At 62.7% G+C, this 13,618-nt stretch carries 11 protein-coding genes; all 11 read left to right on the top strand.

The window, feature by feature from the left end:
- Nucleotides 1-69: 69 nt before the first annotated feature.
- On the top strand, nucleotides 70-1,635 hold the full coding sequence (gene murJ / locus AB5Y98_RS13340; RefSeq protein ID WP_368232062.1) for a murein biosynthesis integral membrane protein MurJ: 1,566 nt from the start codon (nucleotides 70-72) through the stop codon (nucleotides 1,633-1,635).
- Nucleotides 1,636-1,777: 142 nt separating this feature from the next.
- Nucleotides 1,778-2,752: a bifunctional riboflavin kinase/FAD synthetase gene (gene ribF, locus AB5Y98_RS13335; protein WP_368232061.1), complete on the top strand. Its 975-nt coding sequence runs from the start codon at nucleotides 1,778-1,780 to the stop codon at nucleotides 2,750-2,752.
- The gene (gene ileS / locus AB5Y98_RS13330; protein ID WP_017780265.1) at nucleotides 2,752-5,613 is read left to right on the top strand and encodes an isoleucine--tRNA ligase; all 2,862 of its coding nucleotides are present in this window, start codon (nucleotides 2,752-2,754) and stop codon (nucleotides 5,611-5,613) included. The genes ribF and ileS overlap by 1 nt, the downstream gene beginning before the upstream one ends.
- On the top strand, nucleotides 5,613-6,116 hold the full coding sequence (lspA, locus tag AB5Y98_RS13325) for a signal peptidase II (protein WP_065018302.1): 504 nt from the start codon (nucleotides 5,613-5,615) through the stop codon (nucleotides 6,114-6,116). Before ileS ends, lspA begins: the two co-directional genes overlap by 1 nt.
- A complete protein-coding gene (gene fkpB, locus AB5Y98_RS13320) occupies nucleotides 6,113-6,565 on the top strand; it encodes an FKBP-type peptidyl-prolyl cis-trans isomerase (protein ID WP_005308818.1) in 453 nt (150 codons plus the stop codon). Before lspA ends, fkpB begins: the two co-directional genes overlap by 4 nt.
- Nucleotides 6,565-7,500 carry a 4-hydroxy-3-methylbut-2-enyl diphosphate reductase gene (ispH, locus tag AB5Y98_RS13315; protein WP_005308820.1) on the top strand — a complete coding sequence of 312 codons (936 nt, stop codon included), beginning with the start codon at nucleotides 6,565-6,567 and terminating at the stop codon, nucleotides 7,498-7,500. Before fkpB ends, ispH begins: the two co-directional genes overlap by 1 nt.
- A 258-nt stretch (nucleotides 7,501-7,758) precedes the next feature.
- Nucleotides 7,759-8,262 (top strand): type IVa pilus pseudopilin TppE, encoded by a 504-nt coding sequence (gene tppE / locus AB5Y98_RS13310; protein ID WP_005308824.1) that lies wholly within the window; start codon nucleotides 7,759-7,761, stop codon nucleotides 8,260-8,262.
- Entirely contained in the window at nucleotides 8,259-8,672 is a 414-nt protein-coding gene (gene tppB / locus AB5Y98_RS13305; RefSeq protein WP_005308826.1) for a type IVa pilus pseudopilin TppB, read from the top strand. The genes tppE and tppB overlap by 4 nt, the downstream gene beginning before the upstream one ends.
- A complete protein-coding gene (locus AB5Y98_RS13300) occupies nucleotides 8,669-9,763 on the top strand; it encodes a PilW family protein (protein WP_043169251.1) in 1,095 nt (364 codons plus the stop codon). The genes tppB and AB5Y98_RS13300 overlap by 4 nt, the downstream gene beginning before the upstream one ends.
- 10 nt (nucleotides 9,764-9,773) lie before the next feature.
- The gene (locus tag AB5Y98_RS13295; RefSeq protein WP_005308830.1) at nucleotides 9,774-10,250 is read left to right on the top strand and encodes a PilX N-terminal domain-containing pilus assembly protein; all 477 of its coding nucleotides are present in this window, start codon (nucleotides 9,774-9,776) and stop codon (nucleotides 10,248-10,250) included.
- 9 nt (nucleotides 10,251-10,259) lie between these two features.
- A complete protein-coding gene (locus AB5Y98_RS13290; RefSeq protein ID WP_368232058.1) occupies nucleotides 10,260-13,610 on the top strand; it encodes a pilus assembly protein in 3,351 nt (1,116 codons plus the stop codon).
- Nucleotides 13,611-13,618 lie beyond the last annotated feature (8 nt).

Genomic DNA, 13,618 nt, shown 5'->3' with positions numbered 1-13,618 from the left:
GGAGACGGTTAAACTGTCGGCCGATTCTATCAGCATTCTTTTCATTCCGACAGTTCCAGAGGCCTCGTCTTGAGTAAGAAATTGATCAAATCCGGCATGATAGTGTCCGGAATGACGTTGGCGTCCCGCGTGATGGGCTTGGTTCGCGATGTGGTCATCGCCAATCTGCTTGGCGCCGGGGTGGCCGCAGACGTCTTCTTCTTTGCCAACCGCATTCCCAACTTTCTGCGCCGCCTGTTCGCCGAAGGTGCCTTCAACCAGGCCTTTGTTCCCGTGATGACGGAGTACAAGAAAAAGGGCGACGAGAGCGAAGTGCGCGAGTTGCTGGCTGCGGTAGCGGGGACTCTCGGCGGGATAGTGACCGTGGTCACCCTGCTTGGGGTGCTGGGGTCAGGCGTGCTGACCGCCCTGTTTGGCTGGGGCTGGTTCTGGGACTGGCTGCACGGCGGGCCGGCGGCCGAGAAGTTCGAGATGGCGAGCCTGATGCTCAAGATCACCTTCCCCTACCTCTGGTTCATCACCTTCACCGCTATGGCGGGGGCCATTCTCAACACCTTCGGCCGCTTCGGGGTCTCCTCCTTTACCCCCATCTTCCTCAACATCACCATGATTGCCGCCGCCTGGTGGATTTCTCCCTGGCTCGACAATCCCGAGCTGGCGCTGGCCATCGGTGTTTTCCTCGGCGGTCTGGTGCAGTTCCTGTTCCAGTTCCCTTTCCTGCGCCAGCTCAACATGCTGGTGTGGCCCAAGTGGGGTTGGCATCACCCGGGTGTGGTGAAGATCCGCACCCTGATGATCCCGGCCCTGTTCGGGGTCTCGGTCAGCCAGATCAACCTGCTGGTCAACACCATGCTCGCCTCCTTCCTGGCGACCGGTGCCATCAGCTACCTCTATTACTCGGATCGGCTGCTGGAGTTCCCGCTCGGCATGTTCGGCGTCGCCATCAGCACCGTCATTCTGCCGGCGTTGGCCAAGAAGCACGTGGATGCCGACCCGGCCGACTTCTCCCGCACCATGGACTGGGGGGTGCGGATGGTGATGCTGCTCGGCCTGCCGGCCATGGTGGGCATCGCCGTGCTGCGCGAGCCCATCCTGCGGGTGCTGTTCATGCGCGGCGAGTTCGGTCTGCACGAGGTGAGCATGTCGAGTGCCAGTTTGCTGGCCTCCACCACGGGTTTGCTGTCGCTGATGCTGATCAAGGTGCTGGCACCGGGCTACTACGCCCGCCAGGATACCCGCACGCCGGTGCGGATCGGGATGATCTCGATGGCGGCCAACATGGTCTGCAACCTGCTCTTCATCTATCCGCTCGGCTACGTGGGGCTGGCCCTCTCGACCGCCTGCTCGGGCACGCTGAACGCGGCTTTGCTGTTCAGGGGGCTCCATCAGCAGAGCGTCTACCGCCCGTCCCGTCACACCGGGGTATTCTGTCTCAAGCTGCTGACCGCCAGCCTGCTGATGGGGGGCGTGCTCTTGTACCTCTCGCCGGATCTGGCCCGGTGGGGCGCCTGGCACATGAGCAAGGCGTCCATGCAGCTGGCCATGCTGCTGGTCGTGGGGGGCGCCATCTATGCCGGTGTCCTGCTGGCGCTTGGGATCCGGCCAAGAGATCTGAGAGCGGGGCGGGACGACTGAGTCAGCCCCTGCGGCGAGATAGCCCCACCTGAACCTGTTGTCGGGGCGGAGCGGCTGAAATCGGGTCAGCAACAGGGCTGACCCGGCGTGCCGCCTGATATATAATCCGGCGATTTTCATAGCAGCAAAGCACAAGGCACTGATGGAGCTTATCCGCGGTATTCACAATATCAAGCCCCGTCACCGGGGGTGTGTATTGACCATTGGCAACTTTGATGGGGTCCATCAGGGTCATCATGCCGTGCTGGCTCGCTTGCAGGAAAAGGCCGCCCAGCTCGGCCTGCCGGCCTGCGTCATGCTGTTCGAACCCCAGCCGCTGGAGCTGTTTGCCGGGGCCGCGGCGCCGGCCCGCCTCAGCCGCCTGCGGGAGAAGTACGAGGCGCTCAAGGGGATGCAGATCGATCGCATGCTCTGCGTGCTCTTCAACCACCGCTTTGCCGAGCAGTCCGCCACCACCTTCATCGAGCTGTTGCTGGTGGAGAAACTCGGCGTGCACTATCTGGTGGTCGGCGACGATTTTCGCTTCGGCAAGGGGCGGGAAGGGGACTTCCACCTGCTGGAGGAGGCCGGCCGGCGCTTCGGCTTCGAGGTGATCAGCACCCAGAGCTTCCAGTTGTCCCGTCAGCGGGTGAGTAGCACGCTGGTGCGCGAGGCCCTCGCGGCTGGCCGGATGGCGGAGGTGGAGCTGATGCTCGGCCGTCCCTACACCATCAGCGGTCGAGTGGCCCACGGTGAAAAGCTGGGCCGCACCATAGGTTTTCCCACCGCCAATCTGGCCCTCAAGCGTCAGGTGATCCCGGTCGGTGGCGTGTTCGCGGTGGAAGTGATATGTTCCGGCAAGACCTTCCCCGGTGTCGCCAATGTGGGTGTACGGCCGACCTTGAGCGGTACACAAGCCAGATTGGAAGTACATCTATTTGATTTTTCTGGCGACCTTTATGGTCAACAGGTCAAGGTGCTGCTTCGCCACAAGCTGCGCGAAGAGCAGAAGTTTGCCTCTTTCACCGCCTTGAAAGAGCAGATCGAACGAGATGCCCTGGCGGCCCGAGCCTGGTTCGGGCTGCCACAATTTCATTTACCCAGCACTCTTTTAGAAAAGAAGGGAACCCAGGACTGATGAGCGACTATAAACACACCCTGAATCTTCCGGAAACCGAGTTTCCGATGCGTGGCGATCTGGCCAAGCGCGAACCCAACATGCTGAAACGTTGGTACGATCAGGATCTTTACGGCGCCATTCGCCGCGCCAAAGCGGGCAAGCCTTCGTTCATTCTGCACGATGGCCCCCCCTATGCGAACGGCAGCATTCACATCGGTCACTCGGTCAACAAGATCCTCAAAGACATCATCATCAAGTCCAAGGGCCTCTCCGGCTTCGACTCCCCCTACGTGCCGGGCTGGGACTGCCACGGTCTGCCCATTGAGCTGAAAGTGGAAGGCATGGTCGGCAAGCCGGGCGAGAAGGTTTCCGCCGCCGAGTTCCGTGCCGAGTGCCGCAAATACGCCAAGACCCAGATCGAAGCGCAGAAGACCGACTTCATCCGTCTGGGCGTGCTGGGTGACTGGGAACACCCCTACCTGACCATGGATTTTGGCACCGAAGCCAACATCATCCGCTCCATGGCCAAGATCGTTGAAAACGGCCACCTGCACAAAGGCTCCAAGCCGGTGCACTGGTGTACCGATTGCGGCTCCGCCCTGGCTGAAGCCGAGGTGGAGTACTACGACAAGAACTCCCCCTCCATCGACGTGCGCTTCAAGGCCGTCGACGAGGCTGCCGTTGCCGCCAAGTTTGACTGCGCCGAAGGCCACACCGGCAAGGGGCCCCTCTCTGCCGTGATCTGGACCACCACCCCGTGGACCCTGCCGGCCAACCGCGCCATCGCCATGCACGCCGATCTCGACTATGCGCTGGTGCAGGTCGAGGGTGACAATCCCGAGCGTCTGATCCTGGCCGCCGAGCTGGTGAAGGACGTGATGGATCGCGCCGGCATCGAGCACTTCCACAACCTGGGCTACGCCAAGGGCGCGGCGCTCGAGCTGCTGCGCTTCAACCACCCCTTCTACAGCTTCGACGTGCCTGTGGTACTGGGTGATCACGTCACCCTGGACGCCGGTACCGGCGCCGTCCACACCGCCCCTGGCCACGGTCAGGAAGACTTCGTGGTCGGTCAGAAGTACGGTCTGGAAGTGGCCAACCCGGTTGGCAGCAACGGCGTCTATCTGCCGGATACCGAACTGTTTGCCGGCCAGCACGTGTTCAAGGCCAATGCGGCCGTTGTCGAGGTGCTGACCGAGCGTGGCGCCCTGCTGCACCACAAGGTGTTCAACCACTCCTATCCACACTGCTGGCGTCACAAGACCCCGATCATCTTCCGTGCCACCCCGCAGTGGTTCATCAGCATGGAGCAGAAGGGTCTGCGCAAGCGTGCGCTGGAAGAGATCGAGCGCATCGAGAAAGAGGGCATTGCCCAGCACGGCCAGAGCGGCTGGGTCCCGGCCTGGGGTAAAAACCGCATCCAGGCGATGGTCGAGAACCGTCCTGACTGGTGTATTTCCCGTCAGCGTACCTGGGGCGTGCCCATCTCCCTGTTCGTCCACAAGGATACCCAGGCACTGCACCCGGATTCCGTGCGCCTGATGGAAGAGGTGGCCAAGCGGGTCGAACAGTCCGGCATCCAGGCCTGGTGGGATCTGGACAAGGCCGAGCTGCTGGGCGCGGATGCCGACAACTACGAGAAGGTGCCCGATACCCTGGACGTCTGGTTTGACTCCGGTTCTACCCACGCCTCCGTGGTCGACGCCCGTCCCGAGTTCAACGGCAAGCCGGCCGACATGTATCTGGAAGGCTCTGACCAGCACCGTGGCTGGTTCATGTCCTCCCTGATGATCGGCGTCGCCATGAAGGACAAGGCCCCCTACAACCAGGTGCTGACTCACGGCTTCACCGTGGACGGTCAGGGCCGCAAGATGTCCAAGTCCATCGGCAACGTGGTGAGCCCGCAGGACGTGATGAACAAGCTGGGTGCCGACATCCTGCGTCTGTGGGTCGCCAGCACCGACTACACCGGCGAGATGACCGTCTCCGACGAGATCCTCAAGCGCTCCGCCGATGCCTATCGCCGTATCCGCAACACCGCCCGCTTCCTGCTGGCCAACCTGAACGGCTTCAATCCGGCGACCGACATGGTGGCACCGGCCGACATGGTGGTGGTGGATCGCTGGGCCGTGGGCCGTGCCAAGGCGGTACAGGCCGAGATCGTGGCGGCGTTCGACGAGTACAACTTCCACGGCGTGACCCAGAAGCTGATGCAGTTCTGCTCCATCGAGATGGGCTCCTTCTATCTGGACGTCATCAAGGATCGTCAGTACACCGCCAAGGCCGACAGCCTGGCCCGTCGCTCCTGCCAGACCGCCCTCTATCACATCGCCGAGGCCATGGTGCGCTGGATGGCGCCCATCATGAGCTTCACTGCCGACGAGATCTGGGCCCTGCTGCCGGGCGAGCGCGGCGAGTTCGTGTTCACCGAGGAGTGGTACGACGGCCTGTTCGGGCTGGAAGCGGGCGAAGTGCTGAACGACGAGTTCTGGGCCGAGATCCTCACCGTGCGCGGTGAAGTGAACAAGGCGCTGGAAGTGGCCCGTGGCGAGAAGCGCATCGGCGGTTCTCTGCAGGCCGAACTGACCCTGTTCGCCAAGCCTGAGCTGGCGGTGCGTCTGAACGCCCTGGCCGATGAGCTGCGCTTCGTGCTGCTCACCTCCAAGGCCAAGGTGGTCAGCGTCGATGCCGCACCGGCTGAGGCCGTGGCAACCGAGCGTGATGACCTGTGGCTGAGCGTGGCCCAGTCTGCCGCCGCCAAGTGCGACCGCTGCTGGCACCATGTGGAAGACGTGGGCACCATCGCGGGTCACGAAGAGATCTGTGGCCGCTGCGTCACCAACGTCGAGGGTGACGGCGAAACTCGTCAATTTGCCTGATGAACATGACTCACCATAAAAGCGGCCTGCGTTGGCTGTGGCTGGCAGTGCTGGCCTTTGTACTGGACCAGGCGAGCAAGCTCGCCGTGGTCAAGCTGCTGCCATTTGGCTACCCGGGGGTGGAGATCACCCCCTTCTTCAACCTGGTCCACGTCTACAACAAGGGGGCGGCTTTCAGCTTCCTGGCGGATCAGGGGGGCTGGCAGCGCTGGTTCTTCGCCGTACTGGCGTTCGCCATCTGCGGCCTGCTGATCCACTGGCTGCGCAAGCAGTCGGTCACCCAGCGCTGGAGCGGCATCGCCTACAGCCTGATCATCGGCGGGGCGCTCGGCAACGTGTTTGACCGGCTGGTGCTGGGCCATGTGGTCGACTTCCTCGACTTCTACTGGCAACGCGCCCATTGGCCGGCGTTCAACCTGGCCGACAGCTTCATCTTCATCGGTGCCGCCATGATCGTGCTGGACGGCTTGCGTGGCGAGAAAAAACAGGACGCGAACTCATGAGCCAGCTGATTGCTGCGGACAGCAGCGTACTGTTCCATTTTGCCATCAAGCTGGAAGACGGCTCGGTGGCCGACAGCACGGCGCTGCATGGCAAGCCGGCCCGTCTGCGGATGGGAGACGGCAGCCTGACGCCAAGCTTCGAGCAGTGCCTGCTGGGGCTGCGCGAAGGGGAGAGCAAGAGCTTCACCCTGGCGCCGGAAGAGGCCTTTGGCCTCTCCAACCCCGACAACATCTACCATCTCGACCGCGCCAAGTTCGGTGCCGATGTGGAGCCGAAAGTCGGCACCATCATACTGTTCGACCAGCCCAACGGCAGCGAGCTGCCGGGTATCGTCCGGGCGGTGGCAGGTATGTCGGTGACGGTCGATTTCAACCACCCCCTGGCCGGCCACACCGTCACCTTCGAGGTGGAGATCCTGGGGGTTGATGACGAGGAGAAGGTGCACTGATGGATATCCTGCTCGCAAATCCCCGCGGCTTCTGTGCCGGTGTCGACCGCGCCATCAGCATCGTCGAGAGCGCGCTGGAGAAGTTTGGTGCTCCCATCTATGTCCGCCATGAAGTGGTGCACAACCGCTACGTGGTGAACAAGCTCAAGGAGGCGGGCGCCGTCTTCGTCGAGGAGCTGGATGAGGTGCCGGACGACAGCATCGTCATCTTCTCCGCCCACGGCGTCTCCAAGGCGGTGCGCGAGATGGCCAAGTCCCGCGCGCTCAAGGTGTTCGATGCCACCTGTCCGCTGGTGACCAAGGTGCACATGGAGGTCCATCGCGCCAGTCGCAAGGGCTCCGAAGCCGTGCTCATCGGTCATGCCGGTCATCCCGAGGTGATCGGCACCATGGGGCAGTACGAGAATCGCGAGGGCGGCATGTATCTGGTGGAGACGCCGGCAGACGTGGCCAGGCTCAAGGTGAAGAACCCGGACGATCTCTGCTTCGTCACCCAGACCACCCTCAGCGTGGACGAGACCTCGGACGTGATCGATGCGTTGCGGGCGCACTTCCCCAAGATCCAGGGGCCGCGCAAGGATGACATCTGCTACGCCACCCAGAACCGCCAGGATGCGGTGCGGGAGATGGCCGGGCTGGTGGACGCCATGCTGGTGGTGGGATCGCGCAACTCCTCCAACTCCAACCGCCTGCGGGAGCTGGCCGAGAAGGTGGGCGCCAAGGCCTACCTCATCGACGACGCTTCCATGATCGAGGCCGGTTGGCTGGCGGGAGTCAAGGCGATCGGTGTCACCGCCGGTGCCTCCGCCCCCGAGGTGCTGGTGCAGTCCGTCATCACCCGTCTGCGCGAGCTGGGCGGCAAGGTGGTGGCCGAACACCCCGGTCGTGAAGAGAACGTGGTGTTTGAAGTGCCGCCGGAACTGCGCATCCTGTGAGCGATGCGTCCCCTGCGGGACTACACCGTCTCTGATTGAGCCACCTCCAGCGAGGTGGCTTTTTCATGGGTGATTCTTATGGCTCTTGTTGGCCGCTTTGCCGTGAGATCGCAGCGAAATTTGATGATGTATGTCCAAGATTTGAGTAGATTGAATTGCAAGCGAAGGTTCGCGGCCTAGACTGCTGATGAACTTATCACCGGCTTGATGGCAGATGGATGTGCAGCCGGCCCCCCGACAAAATCAGAGCGAAACAGGATGTTTTTGCGTTCAGGTTTTAGCCTCATCGAGCTGATGGTCACCATTGCGCTCGTCTCTATCCTGCTGACGCTGGGAGTCCCCTCCTTCAGCGCGATAATGCGCAACATGACGTTGACCAGCCAGGCCAACAACTTCGTGGCCGCCATCAACCTTGCCCGCTCCGAAGCCATTCGCCGCAATACGGCGGTCACCCTCTCCGCCTCCACCAGCAATCTGACCCAGAACCACTGGGAATCAGGTTGGCAGATCTGGGTCGACAGCAACGGCAACGGCACCCTGGACAACGGCGAGTTGCTGCGACTCTTTCCCGACATGGGGGCCGGCACCCTGGTCAGCAATACGTCGCTGGTACGTTTCAGTGGCAATGGTTTTCTCGATGGTCGCGCCCAGGCGGCGCTGGTGTTTTCCCTGCAGCCGCCCGACTGCGCGCAGGAGGCATCGCGCGACATCACGATCACCCCGGCCGGCCGCCCTTCAATCACGGAGACCAGCTGCATATGAAACACCAGCAAGGCGTCTCGCTGCTTGAAATCATGATCGCCGTGCTGGTGCTGTCGATCGGCATCCTCGGCATGGCGACCCTGCAGTTGCAGGCACTCAAGAGCAATCAGTCGGCCCTGACCCGGACCGAGGCGACCCAGTTTGCCTACATGATCACCGACATGATGCGGGCCAACCGCAGCGCGGCTCTGCTCGGCCAGTACAACGTCGGCCTGGGGGAGGCGGTCTCCGGCAGTTCGATGGCGATACAGGATGTGCAGTACTGGAAACAGGCGCTCGGCGGCCTGCCCGGCGGTGACGGGGCCATTGCCGTGAGTGCCGGACAGGCGACCATCACCATCCAGTGGGATGCCAGCCGGCTGGCCACCGAGCCTGCGCTGCGCAGCATGACCCTGAGGACGGATCTGTGAACGGGCGGCGCACCTTGCTGCGCCAGGCCGGTGTCGGTCTGGTGGAGGTGATGATCGCCCTGCTGCTGTCGCTGCTAACGGTCGGGATCATCATTCAGGTGCTGCTTGGCAACCACAAAACCTACCTGACCGGTGAGGCCATCGCCCGGGTGCAGGAGGACAGCCGGTTTGCCGTCAACCTGCTGCAACAAGAGCTGCGGATGGTGGGTTACCAGGGCTGCCTCAGCAAGCAGGGGGTCAACATCACCAATACCCTCAACGGGGCGACGGCACTGCCCTACAACTTCACCGTCTATCTGCGCGGCTATGACAATGTCACGGCGACGCTGCCTGCGCCGTTGTCGGCCCTGTTTACCTCGGCAGAGCCCAAACCCAAGCCGGGAACCGACGTGCTGCTGGTGCAGGGGCCTACCGGCAGCGGTGTGCCGGTGACCCGCAACAACAGTGCGGCCCAGCTGTTCGTGCAGCAACTCTCCAGCAAGGCCAACTACTGCGGCACTGGCAAACAGGGCTACAGCGACCTGTGCGAGGGGGACATCGTCATGGTCTCCGACTGCCAGAAGGCGCGGATCTTCCAGATCACCCAGACCCAGGTGGTGGGGGGGGGCAGCGAGGTCAACATCGGCCACTCCAACGACAACAAATACACCCCGGGCAATGCCGTCAGCTCCTGGGGCGGGGCCAGCAGCCCGGTCGAAGAGCGCTTCGGCGCCGGTTCGGTATTGAGCCGAATGGAAACCCGGGTCTATTACATCGCCCGTCCCTCGGCCGGCGCGCCCTATGCCCTCTATCGCAAGAGCGGGCTGGGGGCGGGCATGCCGCTGGTGGACGGGGTCACCGACATCCAGCTGACCTTCGGTGAGGATCAGAACCGGGATCGGGCGGCGGATCGTTACGTGAGTGCCGCCAGCAACCCGAACTGGGACAATGTGCTGGGGATCGGCGTTCAGCTGTTGATGCGCAGCAACCAGGGCAATGTGGTGTCGGATCCGCAGGCCATCAGCTTCGCCGGCGCGACCTTCCAGGCAACCGACAGCCACTGGTACTGGGTGGCCGAAACCACGGTCGCCTTGCGCAACCGGCTGCCATGAGGAGGGAGGCATGATGGGGCGACAAGGGGGAATGGCACTGGTGATCAGCCTGATTTTTCTCGCGGTAGTGAGCCTGCTGGCGATGGCCAGCATGCAGAGCGCCCTGCTGCAGGAGAAGATGGCAGGCAACCAGAAGGAGTCGCAACAGGCGCTGCAGGCGGCGGAGGCGGCACTGCGCGCTGCCGAGCGCTATCTGGAGGCAGGCAACTCAGGCCCCTACGACAACAGCGCCGGCCTCTATGAGTTCGTCAGCGTGGCGGTGGATCCCGCTTCTCCCTCCACGGCCTGGCGTACCTATGCCAATAGCGGGCTGGCGGGACGGGCCCCAGAGTACTTCATCGAGCGGCTGCCCTACACCCAGAGCAGCAACGAGAGTCTGGCGGTGGACGAGCCCATCAGCGAGCGCCGTCTTTATCGCATCACGGCTCGGGGATTCGGCCTCTCGGACGAGAGCCGGGTGCTGTTGCAATCGACCTACAGCCGCTAGGAGGGAACCATGCGTGCATCTGGCTACGGATTTTGCGCCCTGTTGCTCTGCACCCAGGTGCAGGCGGCGCTCGACATCGCCCAGGTTCCCCTCTATCTCGGCACCCGGGCCGAACCCAACATCATGTTCAGTCTGGATGACTCCGGCTCGATGCACTTCGAGCTGATGCCGGAGGATTTGATCGAAAACAGCGCTCGCTACGTCTATCCCCGTGCCGACAACGTCTATGGCAGCGAGGACTATGACAACCGGACCGTGACCTTCACCAGCAACAACGATCGCAACGCCTACACCCGCTCGAGCAACAACAAGCTCTACTACAACCCCTTGCTGAGCTACCGCCCCTGGGCCAAGGCGGACGGTACCCTGATGGCGAATGCCAGCATCAGCTGCGCGCCGCACAACCCCTTCAACATCGCCGCCGGCTGTCGCGACCTGACCAAGAACAACCGCTCGAAGTCGTTGCGCTACTACACCGGGTTCTCCTCCAGCGACTACAACGATGACGAGACCTTCTGGCCCGCCGTCTATTTCGCCTACAAGGGCAGCGGTGACGTAAAGAGGGCGAGCAGTTATACCCGGGTCGAGATAAAGTCGGGCAGCACCTATGGCGGGCGTCCCAATCGCAGCGACTGCAAGAGTGCTCCTGTCTGTACCTATGAGGAGGAGATTCAGAACTTCGCCAACTGGTACACCTACTATCGCTCCCGGATCCTGGCTGCCCGGGCCGGGGTCGGTCGTGCCTTCGCCAGTCAGGGACAGGCCCTGCGGGTGGGGTTTGCCACCATCAATGCCAGCGGCAGCGTGATCCGCGGGGTGGCGCCCTTCTCCGGCACCGATCGCAGCGCCTTTTTCAGCGACCTCTACAGCCGTGACATTCCGGCCGCCGGCACGCCGCTGCGCACCAGCCTGAAGGATGTGGGGGAGTATTTCTCCCGCACCGACAACAATGGCCCCTGGGCGGCCAGCGCCGGCAGCACCTTGCCCCACCTCACCTGCCGGCAGAGCTACAACATCCTGATGACCGATGGCTACTGGAACGGGGATACCCCCTCGGTGGGGGATCTGGACAAGGATGGCTACAGCAATACCCTGGCCGACGTGGCCTACAAGTACTGGAAAACAGACCTGCGTGCCGATCTGGCCGACAAGGTGCCGACCAGCACGGTAGATCCCGCCAACTGGCAGCATCTGGTCAACTTTACCGTGGGGCTCGGGGTCAATGGGTCGCTCAATCCGGCCAACGGCATCCCGAACAGCTGGCCCAATCCCCATGATCCGGATGACAAGGAGTACAAGAACGCGACCTACATTCCGGAGTACAAGATAGATGACCTGTGGCACGCGGCGCTCAACAGCAAGGGCAGCTTCTTCAGCGCGGGTGACCCCGACGTCTTTGCCGCGGCCCTGAGCAGTACCCTGGCCCAGATTGCGGCACGCAACAGCTCCGCCAGTTCGGTGACCGCAAACGCCACCCGGCTGGACAGCAATACCCACATCTATCAGGCCCGCTACAACAGTGGTGACTGGTCCGGGCAGCTCATCTCCATTCCGCTCAACAGCGACGGCTCGCTGGGCAACATGGCCTGGGATGCCGCAACCCAGATCCCTGCCCATACCGCCCGCAGCCTCTTCACTCGCCAGAACGGGGTCGGCATTCCCTTCACCTGGGCCGATCTTAACGCCACCAATCGCGCCCTGTTCAACCTCGCCGGTGATAACCAGGGGGAAAACCGGGTCGCCTACTTGCGCGGCGATCGCAGCCGTGAGCAGAACAATGGCGGCCTGTTTCGCAGCCGCAGCGACCTGCTGGGGGACATCATCAACTCGGATCCCGTCTATGTCGGCAACCGGGATTACGGCTATGGCAGCGCCACCGGCCTGACCCAGGCCGAGCGGGAGGGCTACCAGAGTTTCCTCGGCTCGACGGCCATCAGTCGCCGCACACCCATGCTCTACGTGGGGGCCAACGACGGCATGCTACACGGTTTTCGGGTCGCCAATGGGGTGGAGACGCTGGGCTACATCCCGGCCAGCCTGCTGGGGGATCTGAGCCTGCTGACCAAGCCGGATTACAGCCACCGCTACTATGTGGACGGTACGCCCAAAGTGGGGGATGCCTATCTTGGCAGCAGCTGGAAAACCGTGCTGCTGGGGTCGACCGGCGCCGGAGGCAAGGCGGTCTTTGCCATCGACGTAACGGCCCCCGACAACTTCACCGCCGACAAGATGTTGTGGGAGTTTACCAACGCCGAGATGGGGGTAGCGCTGGCTGCGCCGACCCTGGTCCGGGTGAAGTCCGGCAACAAATGGGTGGCGCTGGTGGCCAACGGCTACAACAGCACCAGCCAGACCGCCCGGCTGTTTGTGCTGGATCTGGCGACCGGCGCCGTGATCAAGGAAATCGATACCCAGGTGGGCTCGGCCAGCGAACCCAATGGCCTCTCATCCCTCCTGCCGGTAGACGAGGACGGCGATCGGGTGGCGGACTATGTCTATGCCGGCGATCTGCAGGGCAATCTGTGGAAATTCGACCTGACCGACAACAACAGCGCCCAGTGGGGGAGCGCCTTCAAGACCGGCAACAAGCCAAAACCGCTGTTTCAAGCGTGCAACGGGACCTGTTCTGCCAGCACTCGCCAGCCCATCACCATGCGCCCGCTGGCCATCCGCCATCCCAAGGGGGGCATCATGGTGCTGATGGGAACCGGCAGCTATTTCACCAATGACGACAAGCTGTTGCCGGCAACCCCCAGGCTGGAGGCCGTCTACGGCATTTGGGATGCGGGGGCGACCGTGCTCGCCAGCCAGTTGCAGCAGCAGAGCATCACTCACGAATACTCCGCCAATGGCACCACCATCAAGTTCAACGTGAGGGTGGTCTCCAACACGGCGGTCAACTACACCAGTCAGAAAGGGTGGTATCTGGTACTGAAGTCCCCTGCGTTGAGCAAGGGGGTAGGGGAGAGAGCCGTTTCGGAGATGCTCTACCGCAACAAACGGCTGATCTTCAATACCCTGATCCCCTCGGCGGATGCTTGTGACTTTGGTGGACGCTCCTGGCTGATGGAGCTGGATCCTGTCTCGGGGGCGCGTCTGAGCTACTCGGTGTTCGACGTCAATGGCGATGGGGCCGTCAACGATGACGACTATGTGGGGATCAAGGACGGCAGCGGCAACGACATCAAGGTGCCGGTCAGCGGCAAGCAGTTTGACGAGCTCACCACGACGCCGAGCGTGGTGGAGGATGCCGACATGGAGCGCAAGTACATCAGCGGTTCCAGCGGCAATATCTCGGTCACGCTGGAAGAGGGGGCGGGTGACCTTGGGGGTCGCCAGTCCTGGTTGCAACTGGAGTAGAGGTGGAG

It is taken from the genome of Aeromonas sp. s3 (assembly GCF_040907805.1).
Classification (GTDB): domain Bacteria; phylum Pseudomonadota; class Gammaproteobacteria; order Enterobacterales; family Aeromonadaceae; genus Aeromonas; species Aeromonas dhakensis.
This window is presented reverse-complemented; position numbering and strand designations above follow the sequence as displayed.